At 51.5% G+C, this 25,161-nt stretch carries 12 protein-coding genes and 2 pseudogenes; 4 read left to right on the forward strand and 10 right to left on the reverse strand.

Features of this window, described 5'->3' with window-relative positions:
• Positions 1-4: 4 nt before the first annotated feature.
• The 5 genes and pseudogenes from G544_RS0103920 to G544_RS0103940 all read right to left on the reverse strand — a co-directional run bounded on the left by G544_RS0103920 (position 5) and on the right by G544_RS0103940 (position 14,229).
• Entirely contained in the window at positions 5-790 is a 786-nt protein-coding gene (locus tag G544_RS0103920; protein WP_036023138.1) for an IclR family transcriptional regulator, read from the reverse strand.
• Positions 791-1,080: 290 nt separating this feature from the next.
• On the reverse strand, positions 1,081-3,852 hold the full coding sequence (locus tag G544_RS0103925) for an autotransporter outer membrane beta-barrel domain-containing protein (protein ID WP_027273379.1): 2,772 nt from the start codon (positions 3,850-3,852) through the stop codon (positions 1,081-1,083).
• An 848-nt stretch (positions 3,853-4,700) separates the two neighbouring features.
• A pseudogene (locus G544_RS0103930) lies at positions 4,701-6,644 on the reverse strand (autotransporter outer membrane beta-barrel domain-containing protein); the annotation flags it as partial.
• 1,074 nt (positions 6,645-7,718) lie between these two features.
• Positions 7,719-9,446 (reverse strand): annotated as a pseudogene (locus G544_RS22680) (autotransporter outer membrane beta-barrel domain-containing protein); the annotation flags it as partial.
• Positions 9,447-11,367: 1,921 nt separating this feature from the next.
• Positions 11,368-14,229, reverse strand: a complete 2,862-nt coding sequence (locus G544_RS0103940; protein ID WP_027273382.1) for an autotransporter outer membrane beta-barrel domain-containing protein — start codon at positions 14,227-14,229, stop codon at positions 11,368-11,370.
• 835 nt (positions 14,230-15,064) lie between these two features.
• Between G544_RS0103940 and G544_RS0103950 the strand changes: the two genes are divergently transcribed.
• Positions 15,065-15,532, forward strand: coding sequence for a hypothetical protein (locus G544_RS0103950; protein WP_027273383.1), 468 nt, complete (start codon positions 15,065-15,067; stop codon positions 15,530-15,532).
• Between the two features lie 293 nt (positions 15,533-15,825).
• Complete coding sequence (locus G544_RS0103955) at positions 15,826-17,478, forward strand: putative transporter (RefSeq protein WP_027273384.1); 1,653 nt, start codon at positions 15,826-15,828, stop codon at positions 17,476-17,478.
• A 41-nt stretch (positions 17,479-17,519) separates the two neighbouring features.
• Here the strand turns inward: G544_RS0103955 and G544_RS0103960 are convergent, their stop codons facing one another.
• The gene (locus G544_RS0103960; RefSeq protein ID WP_027273385.1) at positions 17,520-18,008 is read right to left on the reverse strand and encodes a GNAT family N-acetyltransferase; all 489 of its coding nucleotides are present in this window, start codon (positions 18,006-18,008) and stop codon (positions 17,520-17,522) included.
• Positions 18,009-18,279: 271 nt separating this feature from the next.
• On the opposite strand from G544_RS0103960, the gene G544_RS0103965 reads away from it, so the two are divergent.
• Entirely contained in the window at positions 18,280-19,062 is a 783-nt protein-coding gene (locus G544_RS0103965) for a sulfite exporter TauE/SafE family protein (protein ID WP_027273386.1), read from the forward strand.
• Between the two features lie 49 nt (positions 19,063-19,111).
• Here G544_RS0103965 and G544_RS0103970 read toward each other — a convergent pair whose 3' ends face one another.
• Complete coding sequence (locus G544_RS0103970) at positions 19,112-20,335, reverse strand: RtcB family protein (RefSeq protein WP_166792013.1); 1,224 nt, start codon at positions 20,333-20,335, stop codon at positions 19,112-19,114.
• A 422-nt stretch (positions 20,336-20,757) separates the two neighbouring features.
• On the opposite strand from G544_RS0103970, the gene eco reads away from it, so the two are divergent.
• Positions 20,758-21,246, forward strand: coding sequence for a serine protease inhibitor ecotin (eco, locus tag G544_RS0103975; protein WP_027273388.1), 489 nt, complete (start codon positions 20,758-20,760; stop codon positions 21,244-21,246).
• Positions 21,247-21,306: 60 nt separating this feature from the next.
• On the opposite strand, the gene G544_RS0103980 is transcribed toward eco, so the two are convergent.
• The 3 genes from G544_RS0103980 to G544_RS0103990 are packed head-to-tail and all read right to left on the reverse strand — an operon-like array spanning position 21,307 to position 25,083.
• The gene (locus tag G544_RS0103980) at positions 21,307-23,466 is read right to left on the reverse strand and encodes a polysaccharide biosynthesis tyrosine autokinase (protein WP_027273389.1); all 2,160 of its coding nucleotides are present in this window, start codon (positions 23,464-23,466) and stop codon (positions 21,307-21,309) included.
• Complete coding sequence (locus G544_RS19905) at positions 23,438-23,920, reverse strand: arsenate reductase/protein-tyrosine-phosphatase family protein (protein ID WP_051155552.1); 483 nt, start codon at positions 23,918-23,920, stop codon at positions 23,438-23,440. Before G544_RS19905 ends, G544_RS0103980 begins: the two co-directional genes overlap by 29 nt.
• A complete protein-coding gene (locus G544_RS0103990) occupies positions 23,917-25,083 on the reverse strand; it encodes a polysaccharide export protein (RefSeq protein ID WP_051155553.1) in 1,167 nt (388 codons plus the stop codon). Before G544_RS0103990 ends, G544_RS19905 begins: the two co-directional genes overlap by 4 nt.
• Positions 25,084-25,161: the final 78 nt, after the last annotated feature.

The following is a 25,161-nucleotide window of genomic DNA, read 5'->3' on the forward strand; positions in this document are numbered from 1 at the left end:
TAATTTATAACGACACTCTGGGCTGCATTTCGCACCCCATCTCTTTGGAAATCAGCGCGGCGGCATGCATTACCCTTTCCGCCAGCGCCTGCAGGTTGCTTTCGTTCACCTGCAGCGTGGTGCCAACCGCCGAAATGGCGGCCACCAGCCGATGTGAGGAGTCAAACACGGGTGCGGAAATGCACTGAATGTTTAGCAGGTCTTCCTGATTGTCGAAGCTCCAGCCGCGCTGCCTAATCAAGGCCAGCTCGCGGACCAGCTCTTCTTCGCAGGAAAGGGTATAAGGCGTCATCACCTTAAAATCGATGGCCGACATCAGCTCCTTCTGGCGCTGCGGGCCTGCCCAGGCCAGCAGGCATTTCCCCAGCGCAGAGCTATAAAGAGAAACGCGCTTGCCCTCCCAAGAGCGCACCTGGATGGTGCTCTGTGAGTCTATTTTTAATAAATAGATAGGATCGTCGCCGTCGAGAATGCCCAGATGGCAGACCAGGCCGGTATCCAGCATCAGGCGGGTTAAGTGGTCTTTGGCAATTTTCCGCAGATCGAGCTGTTCTACCGACCGGCTTCCCAGCTCCATCAGCTTGAGCCCTAAACGGAGGCTTCCGTCATCGCTTTGCGCCAGCAGGCGAAGCCGCTTTAGCTCGTCAATCATCAGGTAAAGGGAGCTTTTGGGCAGCATCAGGCTGGTCGCCACGTCAGTGATAGTGCAATGGCCGTTTTCCGCTACAAAGTCAAGAATATCGATAGCTCTGGAGAGCGCAGGAACTTTCGATTTTTTGTTATTTTCCATTATATTGGAATCCGTTCTTTTATATTAGAAGCCATTTCTACCACTGACGAATGGGTGAAAAAAACACCGACGTGTCCAATCTGTGACCGCTCTCTCACAGCGACTGAGTAATAAATTCGGCTTTCCAACCGGATGGAAAAAAAGCTTAAAAAGCAGAGGGATCTCCCACTAAAAACACGCTTCAGAAACGGATAAAGCGGCGAGCTTCTCAGCGAGAATAAAGAGGCGTTGAATAAAAAAAGGACGATGAGTCAACATCGTCCTTTTTGCGGGTATTCATAAAGGGAGAATTAGAAGCTAAAGCGATAACCGCCGTTAACCTGCCGCTGTTCGAACGCATTGCCGCTGGTGTAATCAGCTTCCAAATACAGCGTATGCTGCCCGCTAATCTGCGCGCTAATGCCCAGACCGTTGTTCCAACCGTTGCCTTTAAAGCAGTGCTTCTCTTTGGAACCGTTCAGACGATAGTCGGTATCGCCGGAGAACTCCCGCAGCGCGCCGGTCTTCAGATAAACGTTCACCTTACTGTCGCCCGCCATAGTTTCATAACCCAGCAGCACGCTGGCGCGGCCCAGCATCGACTCATAGCTGCTCAGATCGATGTTCAGGCCGTTGCTGGCCTTCATGTCCATGGCGTTCTGATGGCTATAGGTAAACTGCGCCTGCGGTTCAACGTAGAAACCGCTTCCCGTCTGGTTCAGGCTGAATTTTTTCCCGGCTTCCAGCGAGGTACTGAAGCCGCTGGCGCTACCGTCAGCGTTAACGCCGTTGTTCTGGCTGTCCAGCACGCTGAAGCCGTTCTTCTGGCGAGACGCCTTCAACACCAGGTCGCTGTAAAAACCGCCCTGCGCCATGTAGCTGGCGTACATGCCCATATAGTCAGAACTGGCCGTGCCGCCGCCGCCGCGATAGTCCGGCGAGGCGTGGGTAGAACCGATAAACAGGCCGATAAACAGCGGAGTTCCAACGGAAATACGTTTGTCCGCGCCGAACTGTACGCCGCTGTAGCCCATGTCAAAACCGCTCAGCTTGCCGCTGGCAAACGCGCCAAACTTGCCGCCGTAACCGCGGATCCAAACGTTGCCGCGCTCGCCGCTCTGGCGCAGGTCCCCCATGCGCTGCATCAGCGTCTGGTTTTCGGCGTAGTTCATCAGATAGCCGACGTTTAAGTAGTTACCGCCAGCGTCCGCTGCCGAGGTCGGAGTTGGATCCGGATCCGGCGTTGGCAGTGGTGCGGAGCTGGAAGCGTAAAGTTCCCAGTTGTTGCCGTTTTTACGCACGTCGTACAGATAGCCGCCCAGCTCAACCTGTGACGTCGCCGCAAACGTCGCTGCCCCGTCGGCGGTTTCCACCACCGTCAGCACCTCATTACCGGTGGTTGCCATGCTGCCCTGATTGTTAATCGTCAACAGATGGTTGCCCGCGCTGGTTCCGGTGACTTTCAGCAAATCGCCTGAGTTATTCACGCCGTCGCCGTCGCCCACAATATCAGCGCGCATAATAAACGTACCGTTTCCGCTTAGGTTGGCAACCTGTAGTATGGAATAGTCGCTGCTTGACTGCGCGCGGCTGGCAAAATCAATAGTTGAATTCGCCAGAGCCAGCTTATCTACTTTGGAGCTGTCGGAAACATTCCACAGGCTGTCCTGCATGGTAACGTTTAAGTAGCCATCATTGGCATTGTCGCTATAACCCTGGCCGCTCCACACAGAGCCGGTACGCATGTTTAAGTCAACAAGCCCGCCTCTGGAAATAACCCCGCCGGTAATCGTCAACTTACCGTTGGCATCCACGGTGCTTGGGGCATAACCACACTCGCAGTCGTCCTGAGTGACAATAGCCCAGTCGGTAACGTATTCCATATTAATTGCCACATCACCGCTTAAATTAATGTGGCTGCTGCCATCCAAATAGATACCCGTCGATCCGGTTTTACTGTTAATGGTAACGTTTTCCGCTGAGATCGTTGCGCCACGTTGAGAATAAAGGCCAGTCCAACCGCTATTAACGTTAATATCGGTATAGGCCAAATTCAGTGACGCATTGCCATATGCTGTGGCAACGGCGAAATTGTCAGAAGACAGTATGTTGCGATTATCGGCAGTACCCAAGTAGTTCAAGACGCTCAGACTCTGGTCGTCGCCACCTACGGATATCGCATACCCTCTGTCAGAAGATACATGGCTACCGGCGCCGATGTTCATTGTCCCGCCAACCTCGTTGCCAGATACGTGAATATCCAGGCCCGAGCTATAAACGCCTGAAACATGAACCATCAGCGCATCAGCCGTCAGAGTGCCACCGCCAACGCTGGAAATACCGTTAGCACGGTCTCCAGAGGTCGTGATTGAGGAACCGCTGCCTAAATCAACGACAGCATTCCGGCTCAGCACAATGCCATCGCTCTCTTCTCCTTGGGTCTTGATAGTCAAACCGTTTGCAGTAACGCGCGATAAATATTCGCTGTCATTAAATATTATGCCTGCGCTTCTGTACCCTGAGGTGCTAATCAAACTCCCGTCGCCAAGATCAACCGAAGCCCCGCCCCGTTGAAAATAAATACCGTACCTATACGCTCCTGATGCTTCAATCGTTAATCCGTCGGCCTTTAACGATGCGGTTTGGCTAAGTAAACGGATCCCAATACCGTCTGTAGCGAGAATTGTGCTCCCTTGACCCAGATCGAAATCCAGCGAACCACCGTCAATAGAAATGCCCATACCGAGACCGCCCATGCCGTCTACGTTAATCGTCAGCGCATTTGCGGTAAACGTACTGTCATTGTTGGCGCCGCCAGTACGTATACCAACGCCGCCGTTGCCCGTCATATTGATAGTCACCCCGTTGGCTAAATCAACGTGGCCGGTCGTTGTGCTGTTAATCGCGCTGTAGCTTGAACCTGTAGCGACAATAACGTCATTGTCTTGAAGGGTAATGTCGCCGCCTGACTGTGGCCCCAGCTCAGCCGCGCTGACCTGACAAACGCAGGCGCTCAGGCTGACGAAACCCAATATAGCTAGCTGGCGATAAAAAGAGCTTTGAGAGAAATGCTTTATCCGCATAATTGAAAATTCCCTTTTCACTTTTAACTAATTTATGTCCATAGCCCCGCAATCTAACGAGGGAAAAACATTCAAAAAAACAAATCATCCAACGCCCAACAGATTAATCGCTGAGAAAAGAGGATTAAACAACGAATTAAAAACCCTTTTGGCATCAACAAATAAATATAAAACAAGACATTATTCATGACGACTATTCTTATATTAATAACATCTTACGATCTAACAAAAGGGATAGTCAATAGCTATTGATCGATCTAAACTGATCGAAGGCATCAATATTATAAAAATGTAAATTTATTTTAACTCACTGTTTTAAATAAAAATAGAACCCCACAGCATGTACATAACTCATTGTTTTAATTTTTATTTTAAAAAATAAAAATCTCCCCCCAAGAGATAGTAAACATCTTGACATTATTTTTTAAAAATAAAATATGTTTCATTTTCAACTCTATTGACTAGCAATAGAGATTAAAAAACGAGTATGTAGATTGATAAAGCACAAAAAGTAAAGCGCTCAATGAAAGGTAAGATTGAACATATAAATTAATTGAAAATAACACACGGAAACAGATATACATTGGTATTTATATTTTTCACGTCATGAATTTTTAGCAATGCCGATAACATGATTCAAAAAGGAATAAACGTAATGCCGAGAACGGCGCTTTTGGTCATTTTGTTTCAAAAATAGAACGTTAACCTAAACCCTGCGTCCCCGTGAGTTCCCTAGCTCAGGGCAAACGAACAGCAAATTTTGCGAAACGCCATTTTCCGTCGTCCATAAAAAAGCGGACGATAATCGCTCACCGCCCGCTTTACTATAATTAACGATAGCCTATAGCTTAAAAGCTAAAGCGATAGCCACCGTTCACCTGCCGCTGGTCGAACGCATTTCCGCTGGTGTAATCAGCCTCCAGATACAGCGTATGCTGCTTATTAAGCTGCGCGCTAATACCCAGGCCGTTGTTCCAGCCGTTGCCCTTGAAGCTGTGCTTCTCTTTGGAACCGTTCAGACGATAGTCGGTATCGCCGGAAAACTCCCGCAGCGCGCCGGTCTTCAGATAAACGTTCAGCTTGCTGTTGCCCGTTATGGTTTCATAACCCAGCAGCACGCTGGCGCGGCCCAGCATCGACTCATAGCTGCTCAGATCGATGTTCAGGCCGTTGCTGGCCTTCATGCCCATGGCGTTCTGATGGCTATAGGTAAACTGCGCCTGCGGCTCAACGTAGAAGCCATTACCCGTCTGGTTCAGGCTGAACTTCTGCCCAGCTTCCAGCGAGGCGCTAAAACCGCTGGCGCTGCCGTCGGCGTTGACGCCGTTGTTCTGGCTGTCCAACACGCTGAAGCTGTTCTTTTGGCGAGATGCTTTCAACACCAGATCGCTGTAGAAACCGCCCTGCGCCATGTAGCTGGCGTACATGCCCATATAGTCCGAACTGGCCGTGCCGTCGCCGCCGCGATAGTCCGGCGAGGCGTGGGTCGAGCCGATAAACAGGCCGATAAACAGCGGGGTTTCAGCGGAAATGCGTTTGTCCGCGCCGAACTGTATGCCGCTGTAGCCCATATCAAAGCCGCTCAGCTTGCCGCTGGCAAAGGCGTCAAACTTGCCGCCGTAACCGCGGATCCAAACGTTGCCGTGCTCGCCGCTTTGACGCAGGTCCCCCATGCGCTGCATCAGCGTCTGGTTTTCCGCGTAGTTCAACAGGTAGCCGACGTTCAGATAGTTGCCGCCGGCATCTGCTGCCGTCGTGGGTACCGGAGACGGCGAAGGCTTTGGATCCGGAGTAGGATCGGGTGTTGGCGTAGGATCCGGCGTAGGGGTTGGGTCCGGGCTTGGAGTAGGATCTGGCGTTGGGGTGGGTTCCGGCTCGGTGCCTGAAGAATAAAGTTCCCAGTTAGTCCCGTTCTTACGTACGTCGTACAGATAGCCGCCCAGCTCAACCTTTGAAGTCGCTGCAAAGGTCGCCGCACCGTCGGCGGTTTCCACTACCGTCAGTACTTCATTGCCGGTGGTCGCTAAACTGCCCTGGTTTTTGATCGTCAACAGGTGGCTACCGGCGCTGGTTCCGGTGACTTTCAGCAGGTCGCCGGCGTTATTAACGCCGTCACCGTCCCCGACGATGTCAGTGCGCATAATGAACGTGCCGCTGCCGCTCAAAGAGTCCATCGTGAGCGTAGTAAAGGCGCCGGTCGGCGCTACGTCGCTGGAGAAGTCAATGGTAGAATTGCTCATCGTCAACGCATCCAGATAGGAGTTTCCTGCGACGTTCCAAAGGCTCCCCGCCATCGCAACGTTTAGCGTTCCCACATTTGCGGCGCTGCTATAGCTATAGTTATCAGCGACCCCGTTCCAGACGGAGCCTGACTGCATATCTAATGAAACCTGCCCGCTCCGGCCGGCCATTACGCGTCCGTTAATGGTTAATTTTCCGCTTGCACTGACCAGTGTATCCGCACCGTCCGTCGACACTATTGCGTTATGGCTGAGGCGGGCCATATTCAAAACCGTATCGCCAGTAAGTTCGACCCGCCCGCCGCTGAATGCACTTACCCCCGAGGAGGATGCGCTACTGTCTGCGCCGTTAATCGTGAGATAGTCCCCTTTGATAACGCCGCCGCTGCTCGCAGAAAGGCCGGTAGAGCTAACGCCAGCCAGGGTATTTGTAAGATTAACATCGGTATAGGCCAGATTGATTTGCGCATTGTCGCTAAACGCCTGGGCGGCAAAAGAGCCGTTTGCAGAGACAACGTTGCGGTTATTGGCTGTCCCTTTAAAGTTAAGCACCGTCGCTTCGCTGCCGCCGTCAGAGGAAAGCCCATAGGCTCCATCGCCTGGCGTAATGGTACTCCCCGCGCCAACGTTGACCGTTCCGCCATTTCTAACCCTTATCCCCTCGCCATAGCTTGACGCCGAATTATCAATGGTCAATTTGTCAGCTTCGAACTCACCACCGTCAACGAAAACACCGACAGTACGAGAGCCCGAGCCTTGAATCGTCGAGTTAGAACCCAGATTCACATAGGCATTTTCTTTTACCGTTACGCCATTGGCGCCAATGCGCGTGGAGTCATCCCCCTGCGTATTAATGAACAGATTGGTCGCGGTAAACGTTGCTCTATCACCGGTTCCACTGCCATCAATGTAAACGCCGCTGGCCGCTATGCCGGTTGTCGTTATGCGGCTTCCGCTGCCAAGATTAACCGACGCGCCGGCCCGCCGATCGATATGGACGCCGTGCTTAGATTCTCCCTGCGTGTAGATATCGATCCCTTCCGCCGAGATTGACGACGCTCCGTTCATATAAATACCGACACCGTCCTCTACCCGGATCGAACTTGCCGTTCCCAGATCGATGTTAGCCGCAGCGCCCGTAACGTTAATCCCCGCCGTATTGCCGCTGCCTTTAACAACAACGCTAAGTCCATTGGCCGTTAACGTGCTGCCGTTGGCCTGCATTTGAATGCCTTTCGCAACGGTAACGCCGTTGGCCGCAGCGTCAACCACAATGCTCACGCCCTGCGCTAAGTTCACCGTTCCGGTTGCATCGTTCAAGACGCCGTAAGCAAAACCGTCCGTACTATCGGCAACAATGCTGTCGTTATTTTGCAGCGTAATGTCTGCCCCTGACTGGCTTCCCAACTCGGCGGCCTTTGCCTGCTGTGAACAGGCGTATGACCCGAACCCAATAACGCCGAGTAACGCCAACTGATGATAAAATGCGCGTTGAGACTTTTTCTTTATTTTCATCCCTGTCATTCCTTTCTGCCGCAGATCCCGTTTAGCACCATGCCCAATGTAAAACGCGGCTTCTAACTTAAAAAGGCGGCAAAAGCCGCCTATAACTTAAAGATCAATTTATTAAAAACTAAAGCGATAGCCGCCGTTGACCTGTTGCTGATCGAACGCGTTGCCGCTGGTGTAGTCCGCTTCCAGATACAGCGTATGCTGCTTGCTAATCTGCGCGCTGACTCCCAGACCGTTGTTCCAGCCGTTGCCCTTGAAGCTGTGCTTCTCTTTGGAACCGTTCAAACGATAGTCGGTATCGCCGGAGAACTCCCGCAGCGCGCCGGTCTTCAGATAAACGTTTACCAGGCTGTTGCCCGCCGTTGTTTCATAGCCCAACAGCACGCTGGCGCGGCCCAGCATTGACTCATAGCTGCTCAGATCGATGTTCAGGCCGTTGCTGGCCCTCATGCCCATGGCGTCCTGATGGCTATAGGTAAACTGCGCCTGCGGCTCAACGTAGAAGCCATTACCCGTCTGGTTCAGGCTGAACTTCTGCCCGGCTTCCAAAGAGGCGCTGAAACCGCTGGCGCTGCCGTCGGCGTTGACGCTGTTGCTTTGGCTATCCAACACGTCGAAGCTGTTTTTCTGACGGGACGCCTTTAACACCAGATCGCTGTAAAAGCCACCCTGCGCCATATAGCTGGCGTACATCCCCATATAGTCCGAGCTGGCAGTGCCATCGCCGCCGCGATAGTCCGGCGAGGCATGGGTCGAGCCGATAAACATGCCGATAAACAGCGGGGTTTCAACGGAAACGCGCTTGTCAGCACCGAACTGCACGCCGCTGTAGCCCATGTCAAAGCCGCTCAGCTTGCCGCTGGCAAAGGCGTCAAACTTGCCGCCGTAGCCGCGGATCCAGACGTTGCCATGCTCGCCGCTCTGGCGCAGGTCGCCCATGCGCTGCATCAGCGTCTGGTTTTCGGCGTAGTTCATCAGGTAGCCAACGTTCAGATAGTTGCCGCCCGCATCAGCGGTTGAGGAAGGCGTGGGCGATGGTGTTGGTGACGGAGTTGGATCCGGATCGGGCGTCGGTTCAGGGGTGGAACCAGACGCGTAAAGCTCCCAGTTGTTGCCGTTTTTGCGCAGATCATACAGGTAGCCGCCCAGCTCCACCTTTGAGGTTGCCGCAAACGTCGCTACGCCGTCGGGAGTTTCCACCATCGTCAGCACTTCGTTGCCGGTGGTCGCCAGGCTGCCCTGGTTTTTGATCGTCAGCAGGTGGCTGCCGGCGCTGCTCCCTGTTACTTTCAGCAGGTCGCCGGCGTTATTAACGCCGTTACCGTCCCCTACGATGTCAGCACGCATAATAAGCGTGCCGCTGCCGCCGAAATTATCAACGGTCAGGGTCGTATAGCCGCTGCTTGACGCCGCATGACTGGCAAAATCGACGGTTGAGTTTGTCAACGACAGCTTATCTAATTCGGAGCTGGTGGGAACATTCCACCGGCTGTCCTGCATATAGACGTTCAGCATGCCGCCGTTGACGTTGTCAGTATAAGCCTCACCGGTCCAAACGGAGCCGGAGCGCATGTTCATATTAATAACGCCGCCTTTGGAAACTACGGCGCCGTTTAGCATCATCTTTCCGTCAGCGTTTACCCTGCTGGCCGCATAACCGTCGCTGCTGTCATCGCGGGTACCGATAGCCCACTTGCTGGCATCCCCCATATCGATAACGATATCGCCGCTTAAATCAACCTGACTGTCGCGAAGCAAATAGATACCGACTGACGCTCCGTCGCTGCCGTCAATGGTTACATTTTGACCAACGATGGATCCATAGGTTTGTGCATAGAGGCCGAACCAGCCGTTTTTAGCATAAACGTCGGTATAGGCTAAATTCAGTGAGGCGTTGACCATCGCCGTTGCAACGGCGTAATCATTAGCGGTGAGCGTATTACGGTTGTCGGCAGTTCCTTTAAAGTTGGCAACGGAACCGCTGCCGGCGGCCGCGATCGCATAATAGGTATTGCTCGTAATGGCGCTGCCCGCACCGATATTAACGCTGCCGCCCTGGCCGCCGGAAGAGCGATCCAACAGAATACCGGCGCTGTTGTTTCCAGAAACCTCAATCTTTAACGCATTTGCTGCCAAAGTCCCGCCGTCGAAAAGGCTGAGGCCGTGCGCATAGCTACCAAGCGTAGTGATAGAGGATCCGCTACCTAAATTAACAACGGCGCCCTTCCTGATATCCATACCATATGCGGAATCGCCTTTGGTATTGATAGATAAATTATCGGCGACAAAGGTTGTATCTGGCCCGCCCGACGACGATCCGATTCTAACGCCTGAATAGCCTGAATTAATTACGCTTCCGCTGCCCAAATCGACAGAGGAGCCAGGCATTTGAAAATGGATCCCGTTCCCTTGCTCTGCGTTAATCGTCAACTTATCGGCTCGCAGCGTCGCGCCTGCGTTAAAAAAGTTAATACCGGTGCCCTGCTTGACGTTGATAACGCTATCGGTACCTAAATCAACGCTTGCGTTAGCGCCGTCATTGATGTTGATCCCATTGCCACCCGTATTGAGAACGTTAATCGTAAGCCGGTCTGCGGTTACGGCCACGCTGCCGCTGCCGTTAGTCCAAATGCCTATACCGTCGCCGGATGTTCCACCTGCATTGACGGTAATTGTCACATCCTTGGCCAAGTCAACGATGCCAGGAGCATTAACCTGAATAGCCGAATCGCCGCTTATAGGCGTATAGACAACGGTATCATTATCCTGCAGGGTAATATTACCGCCCGTTTGTTGCCCCAGCTCAGCGGCGCTAACCTGACAAACGCAGGCGCTCAGGCTGGCAAAACCCAAAATGGCTAACTGACGATAAAAGGAGCGTTGGGAGAAATGCTTAGTCTGCATAGTTGAAAATTCCTTTTCATTTCCAGGTAGTTAATATCCGTCTCACCCATAATTTTGTGAGTAAAATGATTTTCAAAACAATTTTTTAATGTAAAATAGTAGGTAAAAAAACAACACTCTTACGTACAAAACAAGGAATTTGAAAACCATTTTTAGATACAACCAAATACATAATAAAGTAATGCTTATGATTAATAGCATTACTACTTATAAATATTACATTTCAACTCAAAAAATAGTCAATAACTATTACAGATCGCTTAATTGATCGAGAGAATCGATCCAAACGTAAAGCACTCACCCTCAAAAAACAATATAACAATTTGATTTTATTAAAAAATTTAAAAATAAATTATTTTATTTATAAATAAAAAAATAAATGAATAAAATATATAAAAAGAATAGATTCCAACCAAACAAAATGCGTTGCAATTTATTTAAAATAAAAATAAATATGTATTACAAATCTAAAAGCAAATATTAAAACCACTTTTATGAAACAATTAAAGAATCAATGTAAATATAAAAACACCCATATTGAAATAGGGAAAACGATCTAAACTATATTTACATATTTTTATTAGAAGATACGTATCCATTCTTATCTCATACGGAAATATACATTTTTGCTATTCAGAAAAACCGCCAAAAAAGGGGAACGTTTGCATACCCGCTATGACGGCATTTAAGGGAACTTTACGCCGTTAATACAGCGTATCCTCTTTGCTCAGAACAGGGTCATAAATGGATATAATTTGAAGAGAACGAAGCAGATGAGATGGGCGCCCTTTTGTTACCATAAAAAACGGACGATAACCTCTTATCGTCCGTTTTATTATCGACCTCTACTGTCTATAGATTAAAAGCTGAATCGATATCCGCCGTTAACCTGACGCTGGTCGAACCTGTTGCCCGTTGCACTATCAACTTCAACATAAAGCGTGTGATTTCCATTGATATTGGCACTAACACCCAGACCGTTGCTCCACCAGTTGCCCTTGAAGCTGTGCGCCTCTCGAGAGCCGTTCAACTTATAGTCGGTATCGCCGTCAAATTCCCTGACAAATCCGGTCTTTAGGTATACGTTGACCTTGCTGTTACCCGCCGTCGTTTCATAGCCAAACAGCGCGCTGGTGCGTCCAATTATGGACTCATAGCTGCCAAGATCGATCTTCAGGCCGTTGCTGGCGTTAACGCTCGCTGCGTCCTGATGGCTATAGGTGAACTGCGCCTGAGGCTCTATATAAAAGCCCTCGCCCGGCTGGTTCAGGCTGAACTTCTGCCCTACTTCCAGCGAGGCGCTGACGCCCGTTGAGCTGCCGTTGCCGCTGACGCCGTTATTCTGGCTATCCAGTACGCTGAACTTGTTTTTAAGGCGAGAAAGCTTGGCAATACTGTCAACGTAGAAACCGCTGTCTGCCATATAGGTCGCATAAAGCCCCATGTGGTGTGACTGTACGGTGCCGTCTCCGCTGCGATAGTCCGGAGAACCACGCGTTAAGCCCATAAACGTACCGATATACAGCGGCGTTTCCGGGGAAATGCGTTTATCAAATCCCAACTGGGTTCCGCTATAGCTCATGTCGAATCCGCTCATCTTGCCGCTGGCAAAAGAGTCGAACTTGCCGCCGAACCCTCTCATCCATGCGTTGCCCTGCTCGCCGCTTTGGCGCAGGTCGCCCATGCGCTGCATCAGCGTCTGGGTTTCTGCATAGTTGATCAGGTAGCCGACGTTGAGGAAATTACCGCCGGCGTCTGCCGTGGTCGTAATCGGCGGTTTTGGTTTCTCTTCTGGATCCGGGTCCGGATCTGGGGTCGGATCGGGATCTGTCGGAGGAACATAAATGCCAGAGGAGTACAGCTCCCAGTTATTGCCGTTCTTACGTACGTCATACAGGTAGCCGCCTAGCTCAACCTGAGACGTAGAGGTAAAGTTTGCCGCGCCGTCCGCCGTTTCGACTACCGTCAATACTTCATTGCCGGTGGTCGCCAGGCTGCCGCGGTTCATTACGGTCAATGAATGATCGCCAGAGCTGGTTCCCGTCACGACCAGCTTATCGCCCGCGTTGTTGACGCCGTCTCCGTCGCCCACGATGTCGGTGCGTAAAACGAACGCGCCGTTTCCGCTAAGGTTAGCCACGCTCAGCGTCGAATAGTCGGCGGCCGTCAGCGCGTGTGATAAATCGACCGTCGTATTGTTCAGCGTCAGGTTATCCAGATTGGAATTTCCCGCTACGTTCCAGCGGCTGTCGTTCATGGTGATATTCAGCAAGCCGCCGTTGACGTTGTCGCTATAGGCGTTCCCCGTCCATGTCGAGCCGGACGCCATGTTCACGTTGACCAATCCGCCTCTTGACTGAATGCTGCCGTTAATCGACATTTTTCCCGTCGCGTTAATCCGGCTGGCCGCATACCCGTCGTTATGTTGAGTATCTATCGCCATTTGATCGGCGCTGGCCATATTTACCGTCAGGTCGCCGGTCAGATCGATCTGGCTGTTGGTCATGGCGTATATGCCGCGGGTTCCCGCGGCGCCGGTCACGGTAAGATTCTCACCGGTAATTACGCCGCCGCCGAGCGCCCACAGCCCCAGAGCCAAACCTCCGTTGCGGTCGACCGTGACGTCGGTATTCTTCAAGTCGATTTTAGCGCTGGAAAACTGGGCTGAAGCACCATAGGAACCGCCTGAAAAGATGGTATTGCGATTATCCGCCGTGCCGATAAAGTTGATGGTGGTATTGGTACCGTTAGTCACCAGGCCACCGCCCAATTCGGAAGAAACGTGGCTGCCCGCACCGATATTAGCCGTACCGCCGCGTACTTCAAGGCCGTTAGAGTTATTGCCCTTGGCGTCAATCGTCAGCGCATCCGCTTTGATTTCACCAAAGCTCCAGATGCCGTGCGCATCGCTACCGTTGGTCATAATCTTGCTGCCGGCGCCCAGATCGACAATAGAGTTTCTCTGAACGTTCATACCGTACGCGCTGGAGCCCTGCGCATCGATAGTCAAACCGGTCGCGGTAAATTTCGCCGGGCCGTTTGCCGCTGTGCCATTCAGGCCACCAACATAAACGCCGTAGCTGCCGCGCCCATTGGTTTTAATCGAGCTACCGCTACCTAAGTCAGCAGTGCTGCCGTAGTCATCAACGCTCAACCCTATGCCGCTGTCGCCTTTGGTTTCAATAGAAAGGCGGTTTGCCACCAGCGTAGACGCGCTGTCAACCATGACGCCGCTGGCGCTTGCGTTTGCTGCCCCTTCAACCTTAATGCTGCTGCCCGTGCCCAAGTCGGCATGCACTTTACTGCCAGCTAAATTAAGGCCAACGGCGCTTCTACCAACGACGTCAACGGACAGGCCGTTAGCCGTCAAAACGCTATTAGCCCCCTGAATAAGAATACCTTTAGCGTAGTGAGTAGGATCCGTCACGCTGATGGTAACGTTATTACCCAGGTTGATAGTCCCCGTATTGTTATAGGGGTTCATTACGCCATAGAGGTTTCCTGACGAATCCCCAGCGTCGGCGATGATCCTGTCACCGTCGTTAACCGTGATGTTTGTGCCGCTTTGGCTGCCTATATCGGCAGCCTGTACCGGCTGTAGGAAAATGACCGAGCTCAGGCTAAGAAGGCCAGCCGCCGCCAAACGGCGCTGGAGTGAGCGTCTTGTGAATTTAGAGAGATGAGTTCCCTGAAATTCCCTATCGTGCAGATTAATGTCCATAACATTCCTTTCAACTACACACTAAAAAACAATTCCTTTTTGGGTTTGCCTGAATACGTTAATTTTTAACAAAAACAGCCAGGCTAAAGAGCACCCTAATATTGAGCCCTTGGCATAAAGCGAATAAAAAAACGGTTGTTATAAGATCTACGAATGAGTTGGATTTTATATGAACAGTTTGGAACCGCAAATTGTTCTTACCTAATAAAACACACGTATTGATAGGTTTTGCGAATTGAATGCTAGATTTCGATCGGAGTTAACGATCTAAATAGTAATTAAATGTGTCACATCAACACGCTACACTTTGACAAAATAAAATTAACATATTGATATAAAATACATTAAATTAACAAAATGAACCTTTACTCATTAATATTTTGTTATTCAATAAATGCGATAATTCTGGTTTCTTCCCCTGTTTCTTATGGCCAATAAAGTCAGCAAAAAGTATAAAAAATCAGCAAAAAATCACCCTAATGATTAGTGCGCTAATTAAGTTGCCGCCATTAAGTCAAAAGATAGAAAGTCTATAGATGGACTTTATATAAAAGAGTTGCCAATTTAATAATCACGGAGGAAATATAAATTAAAGCGTTTTTACCCCCTTAATAGCTTCCTCTATCGCCTCTTTTTTCAGACCTATGCCCCACTTCCGTTCACTTGGCCACGCAAAGTAAGGCATCGCTTCTACCGACGCCCAAAATCTGCATATCGATTGCTGCCGATCAAAGAATTTGTGATAACTACCGCTGAATTTATTCATTTTATGAGAAGAGGAGTGGTTTCTTATCTTATACTTAGAGCTCGCCCCTACAGATACAGCATAAAGATAATGAAAGAGATGATTACGGCAGTGGTGATGGCATTTACTCTGTTTGCCCAGCCGGCCGCTTACGCCGAAAGCGTCGTCGCGGTTGACGCCGACGTATACCGGTTTGATAAACACGATGACTTCAATATTTTTTGGAGTGACCTACAGCTTGCCGTTCAACATAACGACAAACGAGCCGTTGCCAAGATGATGCTTTTTCCCTTTAGCGACTATGAGCATTCGCCGGTTATTTTTCAAAGTGAAGACGAGTTTATCGCCCACTATGACGAGCTTTTTGACCGGGAGATGGTAGAACTTATTAAAAACAATCGATATCGCCCTGGCGATCCCGATCAAAGCGAGGTGCTTGATGCAGCCTCCCCAGAGGGCTTCGTTATTGAACACGAAAACAGCGATCTCGGCTACAACCTGGTGATAGAGAAAGTGGACGGCGTTTACAAAATCGTTCGCGTCGCGTTTTATTCCTAGTTCTCTCTCGGCGGTCATAGCTATCCTCGCGCTGCCACCTCTAACGTTGACCTTATTGCGCGATCGTTCATGTCGCCTTGAATCGTTTCATCTCATGATTTAAATCAACATTCCTCTCTCCTGCCGCCTTCATTTCGACGAAGGAATCACAAATTTAATATGCCTTTTCTTTATGATGAATGAGCCCATCGCTAAGGCTATCGTTGCGAATCAGTGCGAGCGTCGAACCGATGGCGTTTATCGACAATCTCGACAAGCCTCTGGGCAAAGGCTTCTCGGCAAGGATAGAAACGATGAGTGATATAGCTCTGACGGTCAGTCTACTGGCTTTGGTTGCCGTTGTTGGCCTATGGGTAGGCAACTGGAAGGTTCGCGGCGTTGGGTTAGGCATAGGCGGCGTGCTGTTTGGCGGGATCGCGGTAGGCCACTTCAGCCACGTTTATCACATCTCTTTGAATGAAAATATGCTGCACTTCATTCAGGAATTCGGACTCATTCTCTTTGTTTATTCCATCGGCATTCAGGTCGGCCCTGGGTTCTTTTCCTCTTTGCGCCGTTCCGGCATGAGGCTAAACGCCTTCGCCTGCCTTCTGGTTCTGACCGGCGGTCTGGTTACCGCCGCGCTGCATAAAATCTTCGCCATTCCTTTGCCGATTGTGTTAGGCATTTTTTCCGGCGCCGTGACCAATACCCCTTCACTCGGCGCCGGGCAGCAGGTTTTATCCGATCTGAGCGCGCCGGCCGAACTGGTTAATCAAATGGGTATGGCCTATGCCATGGCCTATCCGTTCGGCATTTGCGGCATTTTGTTAGCCATGTGGATTATTCGCCTGGCGTTTCGCATCAACGTCGATAAAGAAGCCAAGGCATTTGACCAAATTTCCGGCGCGGCGGCCGATAATCTGCAAACGATGAACATTCAGGTATGCAATACGAACCTGGTCGGTATGCAGTTGCAGGATATTCCTATCGTTAATGAAGAAGGGGTCGTTTGCTCCCGCCTAAAGCGCGAAAATCTGCTGATGGTGCCTTCAGCGACAACGACGATAGAAATGGGCGACCTGCTGCATTTAGTCGGCGATCGCCACCTGCTCAATCAGGCGAAGCTGCTAATCGGCACGGAGGTCGACGTCGCGCTGTCGACCCGAACTCGGGATCTGCAAATGGCCCGCGTCGTGGTCACCAGCGAAAAGGTGATGGGGAAAAAGATTGCCGATTTAAACCTGCACCGCTACGACGTGGTTATTACTCGGCTTAATCGGGCCGGCGTTGAGCTGGTGGCAAGCAGAAGCCTGTCTCTGCACTTTGGCGACATTCTTAACCTGGTCGGCAAGCCGTCGTCAATAGACACCGTCGCCGATCTCGTCGGCAACGCTCAGCAGCGCCTGCAGCAGGTGCAAATGCTGCCGGTTTTCATCGGCATTGGCCTTGGCGTACTGCTGGGCTCGATTCCGCTGTTCATTCCCGGCTTCCCCGCCGCCCTTCGGCTAGGGCTGGCCGGCGGCCCGCTGGTAGTAGCGCTTATTCTTGGGCGTATCGGCACCCTTGGGAAAATGCACTGGTTTATGCCGCCCAGCGCCAACCTGGCCTTAAGGGAACTTGGGATCGTACTGTTTCTTTCCGTCGTAGGGTTTAAGTCCGGCGCCAGCTTTATCAGCACGCTGCTAAACGGCGACGGCGTTATCTGGATGGGGTACGGCGCCTTAATCACGATAGTCCCGCTGTTGGTCGTCGGGCTGCTGGCCTATGCGGTAGCGAAAATGAACTACTTAACTATCTGCGGCCTGCTCGCCGGCTCGATGACAGACCCGCCGGCGCTGGCGTTCGCTAACGGAATGCATCCTACCAGCGGAGCTGCGGCGCTTTCTTATGCGACGGTGTATCCGCTGGCGATGTTCCTACGCATTATGTCGCCACAGCTTCTGGCGCTCATTTTCTGGATCTAGGCGGCGTCTCGCCGAACGTCAGCGCCGGGTGGCGATAAGCGTCACTCGGCGAGTTTTTTCTGCCAAAATATCGCCTGCCCCATTTCCGGATCCAGTTCATAGCCGCTAAAACCAAACTTCCGGTAGCTGCTTTGGGCGCCGAGGTTGCCCTGTAGTACTTCTAAGGTCATTTTGCAGCACCCTCGCTCTTTAGCGATGCTTTCAACCTTGGTCAACATGCGTTGAGCAATCCCCAATCCCCTGTAAGCGGCGTCAACCGTCACGTCATGGATATTCACCAGCGGACGAGCGGCGAAGGTAGAGAAGCCCATAAAGCAGTTAATGAGCCCGGCAGGCTTTCCTCCTACGTAGGCCATTACGCTAAAAGCATGAGGCAGCCTTGACAGCTCTGCCGCCAGCCGCGATTTGACGTCGTCCTCCAGCGCTTCGCCTCCGCCCATAGGATCTTTCGCATAGCCATCCAAAAGCGCTATCAGATCTTCCGCCTGCCCGGCGTTGTTATAATCTACCAATATCACTTCTACGTTCATTACTGTCTTCCTATAGCGCGGTGAAAGCGCATCACTATAGCAAAGCCATTCCGTCGCGTCTCGCTTGGGGCTATGCCTCACTCATTTTCTTAACGATGAGCGCTTAGCGCGTGCGCGCCCTTCTTCCTTAATACAAATAGGGGTAATATGGCAGTGTTTTAAACCGACGGTTTCCAATAAAAAAGCCCGCCATGAAAATACGGTTCAATATAGTAGACGCAGAAAAAAGATCGGCTCAAGCCTGGAAGGGAAATGCGCAATGACGCTGCTACTGGCGCTGTTAACCAAGCTGCTGATAGGCGCGCTGCTAGGGCTGGTCATCACCACGACCGGCGTCGGCGGAGGAATTCTGGTTTTACCCGTACTGACCTGGATGTTCGGCATGGACACGCTGAGCGCCGTGGCGACCGCAAACCTGATGTCGATGCTGATGAAGCTTTCATCAAGCTGGGTACACTTCCGATTGGGCAATATTCCGCTAAAACCTTCAATGGTGATATTGCTTATCATGCTGCCTAGCACGCTGTTGGCAAGCTACGGCATTACCCTGCTCGCCGACGTTGACGCATGGTACGCCCACGTTCAATGGGGAATCAATTCGCTGGTCGTTATCGCCATCGCCCTTTCGCTTTTTATCTTCTGCACCCGGATGTTCCACCCTGACCGGATGGCCGTTCAAAGCGCGCGCCAGCCGGGCAGACTGAGTCAGTTCATCGTCCCCGGAACCTGTGCGGGCATAACGATTGGCGCAACGGGCGTCGGCGGCGGCGTCGTCATGCTCCCGCTGCTAATGAGGTTTGCCCGTATGGACATTAAGCGCTCGATAGGCACGTCGGTCTTCGTCACGATGCTGCTGTCCGGTGCGTCGGCCTTTGCCTACGGCCAGGGCGGCTATACCGATGTACAGCTGGCGCTGATATTGAGCGTGGGCTCCATTCTCAGCCTGCCCCTGGCCCGCTATCTCTTAAAAACCGTATCGGAAAAAACGTTCCAATGGGTCACTTTTGCCTTTATCGTGACCAGCGCCGCAACGATGCTTTATCGCATGATATAAAAATGCGGCGAGCCTTCGCCCGCCGCGCGCCTTTTAGGCTTTTGTTCCTTTAGCCTTTTACGCAAACCACCTGCTTTAGCGTATGAACAATCTCAACCAGCTCGGACTGTGCCGCCATCACGGCGTCGATGTCCTTATAGGCCATTGGGATTTCGTCAATCACGTCAAGATCCTTACGGCACTCCACGCCCACCGTCGCTTCAATCTGGTCTTCCAGCGAAAAGCGGCGTTTTGCCTCCGTACGGCTCATGGTTCGCCCCGCGCCGTGGCTGCATGAACAGAAGGATTCCGGGTTTCCCTTTCCGCGAACGATAAAGGACCGAGCCCCCATAGAGCCGGGAATAATTCCCAATTCTCCCGCCTTAGCGCTCACCGCGCCTTTACGGGTTACCAGCACGTCCTGACCAAAGTGGTGTTCTTTCTGTACGTAGTTATGGTGGCAGTTCACCGCTTCCATTTCTAACGTAAACGGCTTGGCAATCACTGCTCTCACCGCGGCAATCACGCTGTTCATCATGGCTTCGCGGTTCAGGCGAGCGAAACGCTGCGCCCAGTCGACGGCAAACACGTAGTCGTCATAGTGTTCGCTTCCCTCGACCAGATAGGCGAGATCCTGATGGGGAAGATTAATGAAGTAGCGCTGCATGTCCTTTTTAGCCAGTTCAATAAACACGTTGCCGATAGCGTTTCCTACGCCGCGCGATCCCGAATGCAGCATAATCCACACCGCCTGATTCTCATCCAGGCAAACTTCAATAAAGTGGTTGCCGGTTCCCAGCGTTCCCAAGTGAACGCGGTGGTTACTGTTGCGAAGCTTGGGGTACTTATCGACGATTCGCTGGAAGTCCGGGTCCAGCCCGGCCCAAATCTTATCTATCGCATCGGGTACGTTACCCCATGCCCCCTTATCACGCTTAGAGCGAGTATAGGAACGTCCGTGCGGTACGGCCTTTTCAATGGCGTCACGCAGCGCGGCCAGGCTGTCCGGCAGGTCGCTGGCGTGAAGCGAGGTCTTCGCCGCCATCATACCGCAGCCGATATCCACCCCCACTGCGGCGGGAATAATGGCGCCGACGGTCGGAATAACGGACCCAATCGTGGAGCCTTTTCCCAAGTGTACGTCGGGCATCACGGCGATATGTTTAAACACAAACGGCATTTTGGCCGTATTTTCTAGCTGACGCTTCGCCTCTTCTTCAACGGGAACGCCCTTGGTCCACATTTTTACCGGACGTCCGTGTTCTACGTTGATAACATCAATAGCGGGTTTCATCATTTTTCCTTTTATTTATTATCGCATCGGTTACGCATTCCCTTAACCAACGCTTTAAGCTCAAGCAAGGTGGATTTTTCTCTCACTCAATATGCGGCGACGTACTAGGTGACCTTTGTCCTCTATCGGTACGCTCTGCAGACGCTTTATCCTATAGCCATAATCGTGCCAATTCCGGCCAATTAAAAATAATTAATTGATTTATAAATGATTTTAATTAAACAACCACGAATACCAAGAGCTACCGCAGCAGATTAGTTATTGGATTTTTATCTTTTTAGATAACTTTATATCTTTTTGTATATGCTCATTATCGCCCTACTCACCCCATATTTACACTACCTGAAAAAACCCGCGTAGAATCCAACGCTTTCTGCACCTATAATAGCCTTCGTTATTTACCCGTTATAAGGAAAGAGAAAATGAATACACGGCTTCCGGCCATCGCCCTGGCGTTGAGCATCGCCAGCCCCTTGGCTCTTGCGGCGTCAAAAACGCCTGCGCTTAGCGAAGTTGCGCCCTATCCCGATGCACAAAAGGGCCAAACCCGTTACGCCATTTTTCTTCCGGAAATGAAGCACGAAAACGGCTTGAAGGTTGAGCTGCTTATCGGTAAAGAAATGGACGTTGACTGTAACCGTCACGCCCTCGGCGGTAAGCTTGAGTCAAAAGATCTCAAGGGTTGGGGATATAGTTACTACGTCGTTAATGACGTCAAAGGCCCCGTTGCCACAATGATGGCTTGCCCGGATGGGGTAAAGCATAAAGAATTCGTTACTATCCCTCTTGGCAGCGATCTCATTAGCTATAACAGCAAGCTGCCCATCGTCGTTTATGTGCCCAAGGACATCGACGTTCGCTATCGCGTTTGGTCCGCTGAAGTCGCCGTTACGCCTGCCGAGGTGAAGTAACTCCTCTGCGGCGACTGCTCCTATGGACAGTCGCCGCATTTATGATGGCAAGGCGACGGCCTAATTCGCATTCACACTATAGCTGTATTTGTAATAGTCGCTTTTTTTCTTGATAACGCCGTTCAAAATTATTCCTTTCACCTCAACGCCGCTTTGAGTAAGTCGACCAATGCCGGCTTCAACCTCTTTTATCGTATTTACGCCAAAACGCGCCACCAGCAGCGTTGTTCCCGCGAATCGCCCGATAATGGCCGAATCCGTTACCGGCAAAACGGGCGGGGTATCGACGATGACGATGTCATAGCGTTCACCAACCTGCCGCAATAAGCTCTCAAGACCGCCGAGCATAAGAAGTTCTGACGGATTCGGCGGCGTTTGCCCGCGAGAAATAAAGTCAAATCCTCCGGGCTCAATGTGCTGTAGTACCGCATCCAGCACACACTTCCCCGACAGAACGTCAGAAAGCCCCACGCCATTGCCCACGTTGAAGAGAGTATGCGCATATCCTTTCCTCATGTCGGCATCAATATAGAGTACTTTTTTTCCCGCTAATGCCACGCTCGCTGCCAGGTTGCTGCTAATGAACGTCTTGCCGCACTCCGGCGTTAAGCCAGAAATCATCAGCACGCCGTTGCGCGCCTCTATCATGGCAAAATGAAGGCTGGTGCGTAATCCACGAATAGCCTCAATGGAAAGATCCAAGGGGTGAGTCGCGGCCAACAGGCCGCGAGGCGGCAAGTTGCCCACCTTTGCTTTTCGCATAAACCATCGATGACGGCGCGGCTCTTTCTTTTTTACTATGTCAGAGAAAGGAACGCTGGCGTACACGTTAATCCCCCTTTCCTCTAGCTGCTCCGGCGACTCAATCCCCTTATTCAAAACCATGCGCATCAAGACAATGCCAGCGGAAACGACCAGCCCCATGATAAATCCAAGCGCGACCACTAAAGCCTTCTTGGGCCGTATCGGCGCCGGGTAGGATAAGGCGGAATCAATAATCCTCACGTTACCAATCGCGCTGGATTTAGCGATATTGAGTTCCTGTTGGCGCTTTAGCAGCTGCATGTAAATAGCGCGCCCCGACTCTACGTCCCGGCTTAGGCGTAACACCTCCTGCTGCGTCGCCGGCATGGCGGAAACGCGCTCATTCAGCCTCTGTTTTTCCTGCTCCAGCGTCAGCTTTTTTTCCATCAGCGACTTATAGGCCGGATGGTTCTTTTTATAGAGCTGCGCTATTTCCGCTTCGCGAAAGGTCAACTCGTTGAGCTGATTTTCAATGTTTACCGTCTGGGCCAGAACTGACTGCGCCTCCAGATTCAGGTCAACGGAGTCCTTCTGCTGTCGATATTGGTTGAGCTTATCCTCGGCCGCATCGAGCTCGCTGCGCACTCTGGGCAGCAGCTGCTGTAAAAAACTCAGGCTTTTCGAGTCTCTCGCGGCCTGGCGGGCGATGCTCTGAGTCAGATAGTTATCCATAATGCTGTTAAGGATAGTTTCGATCCGGCCCGGCTCTTCCCCCGTCAATGCCAGCTGCAGCATTCCGCTGTCTTTCCCTCGATCGGTAACGACAAACTGTTGCTGAAGCCGATGGATAGCCTCCTGACGGGTCAAGTACGCTACGTTAAAGACCGTACTTTCCTGAACGTCGATAGAAGCAACGTTAATGCCGACGCCGCCGCTTTCCACAAGCTCACCGACGCGCCCTTCCAGCTCGACGCCGTTAAACCGCAGGCGATAGCTACCTTTTTGCTCAGCGTTCACGTCAATCTTGAGCACGGACTCCTGCTCATCAGGCAGCCGCAAATAGCTTACGCTCAACGTTCCCGCGCGTTTCCCCATAAGCTTCGCCCAGCCTTTACCCCATAGAGGGAAATAGTCCGGCCTCACCTCGTAGCGCAGGTTAAGGTCGTCTACCGTTTGGCCCAGAATCATTCTGGACTGCAGGATCTGAATATCCGGCGCGGCGGAAACCTGCCCGTCGGAAAACATCTGGTTAAGGTTTTTAAGAATTACGCTGTCCTGCCTTTGTTCCACCTGAACCAGCGCATCCGCTCGATAAACGGGCGTGGCCATCAGCGCGTACAAAACGGCGCCAGCGACGAAAGCCGCCGTAACGCAAAAGATGAAAATCCAACGTTCCGCCAGCGTCGCAATCAGGGCGACGAGGTCAATTTCCTGTGAAAAGGGAGGCTCAAGCCTGGTGGTCGCTTCGGTTGACATAATCAACATCTACCTTTCTATATCCAAGTTTATTACTCCAGCGTTCGCCGGCGCTGTCGAGCAAGCGATACACATAGTGGAAAGCCTCTCGGTCACGGCGGTAGGGATCCGGTATATCCCTTTTGTCCACCCACTGTGAAAAAAGCAGCGTTCTCCCCCTCGCCTCCGGAGCGGTATCGCTTATGGCCTCAATATGCCGCCTCTCCATCACTAGAATAAGGTCATAGTCCCTAATCAGCCTCGGCGTTAACTGTCGGGCAAAGTGCCCTTCGAGGGACAGCCCATACTCTTGGGCAACGCTCAACGCCTGAGGATCTGCTGGGAAGTCAGCCATGGCGGCGATACCTGCTGAAGCAATAAACTTGCCCGGAAGGCGGCGGCGCAAAAGCCGTTCGCCAATAGGCGAGCGACAAACGTTTCCTGTACAGACCACCAATACAGAATCAAATGTCATTGTGGCCAGTTCCTAATCATGCGCGCGGCTTCAGAGAGATCGTGAATGCCGGTAATCGTTGGCACCAGTTGGGTAATAACGCGATTCCAGCGCACGATTGGAGCGGCGGTAACAAAGACGACGTCGTAAGGCTTTAGATAAAACTCCGTAGCCATGATCATGGCCGCAGCGTCTTTGGCATCAAGCTGGTAGATACTGGCGATCTTTCCCTCTTCGTCGCCTTTAAGCTGGCGTATAACAAAAATGCCCGACGCGTCGGAAAGCGACTGAGAAATCCCCTGAGCGTTGCCGATGGCCTCCGCCAGCGTCATACCGCTGCGGTCCATTTTCATGGTGGTCTGCTTACCGACTTCTCCCATAACGAACACTTTCTGGTCATCGTTACGCGGAACAAACAGGATATCGCCGGGATAAAGCAGGCGATTTTGAGTCAAATCGCCTTTTTGCATTAGCGCGTGCAGAGAAATAACCGAATCCTGTCCGTCGTGCGTCAGCACGACGTTGCGCCAGTCGGCATCTTCCGCCAGCCCTCCGGCTGCGTTAATCGCATCCATAACCGTGAGCGGGATATTGGTGATGGGCTGCTGCCCCGATTTGGCAACCTCTCCCGTTACGTAAGCCTTCTGGGAGCGAAATGCCGCAATGCTGACGTCAACCTGAGGGTTTTCAATAAACTTGGACAGGCGCGTCGTCAGCACCGTGCGAACTTCGCCGATCGTTTTTCCAGCCACCTTCACCAACCCGGCATAGGGATAAAAAATGGCGCCGTCCTCATTTACCCAGTTCCCCGTATCGCTGGCGCTGCGGTACTGACCGGCCGGAGTGGTGAGTTCAGGGTGATCCCAAACCGTTACCATAAGCACGTCGCCAACGCCGATTTGATATCGATAACGGCTTAACAAACCGTCCAAATCAGGGTTTTGGCGAGATATAATCGGTTCAGGCCGTAACGCTTCTATAACGTCAGGAGTAATGGAATATACGCTAATCAGATTTTTCCAGTCATATTCTTCATTCGGCTCCTCCGCCGAATGGCTTAATTCCTGGCCGGGCGTAACGGTGCAAGCGTTTAATAAAAGAATAAATATAGTTACGTAAAAGAATTTTACTATCCCATGTTTGTTGCTTACTGACTTATTAAAGATAAGAAAAACTTTATCCATACATAGCTTCTCAACAACCATTAACCAATTTTAATTAACAGGGTTATTTTCAACGGCGTTATTAATAATCAAAGTATC

The sequence above is a fragment of the Leminorella grimontii ATCC 33999 = DSM 5078 genome (assembly GCF_000439085.1).
GTDB lineage: Bacteria > Pseudomonadota > Gammaproteobacteria > Enterobacterales > Enterobacteriaceae > Leminorella > Leminorella grimontii.

Coding starts and splice junctions, on each gene's coding strand:
- G544_RS0103940 (WP_027273382.1), bottom strand. CDS start 14,229: ATGGACATTAATCTGCACGATAGGGAATTTCAGGGAACTCATCTCTCT.
- G544_RS0103980 (WP_027273389.1), bottom strand. CDS start 23,466: ATGTCAACCGAAGCGACCACCAGGCTTGAGCCTCCCTTTTCACAGGAA.
- G544_RS19905 (WP_051155552.1), bottom strand. CDS start 23,920: ATGACATTTGATTCTGTATTGGTGGTCTGTACAGGAAACGTTTGTCGC.
- G544_RS0103960 (WP_027273385.1), bottom strand. CDS start 18,008: ATGAACGTAGAAGTGATATTGGTAGATTATAACAACGCCGGGCAGGCG.
- eco (WP_027273388.1), top strand. CDS start 20,758: ATGAATACACGGCTTCCGGCCATCGCCCTGGCGTTGAGCATCGCCAGC.
- G544_RS0103970 (WP_166792013.1), bottom strand. CDS start 20,335: ATGAAACCCGCTATTGATGTTATCAACGTAGAACACGGACGTCCGGTA.
- G544_RS0103925 (WP_027273379.1), bottom strand. CDS start 3,852: ATGCGGATAAAGCATTTCTCTCAAAGCTCTTTTTATCGCCAGCTAGCT.
- G544_RS0103955 (WP_027273384.1), top strand. CDS start 15,826: ATGAGTGATATAGCTCTGACGGTCAGTCTACTGGCTTTGGTTGCCGTT.
- G544_RS0103950 (WP_027273383.1), top strand. CDS start 15,065: ATGAAAGAGATGATTACGGCAGTGGTGATGGCATTTACTCTGTTTGCC.
- G544_RS0103990 (WP_051155553.1), bottom strand. CDS start 25,083: ATGGATAAAGTTTTTCTTATCTTTAATAAGTCAGTAAGCAACAAACAT.
- G544_RS0103920 (WP_036023138.1), bottom strand. CDS start 790: ATGGAAAATAACAAAAAATCGAAAGTTCCTGCGCTCTCCAGAGCTATC.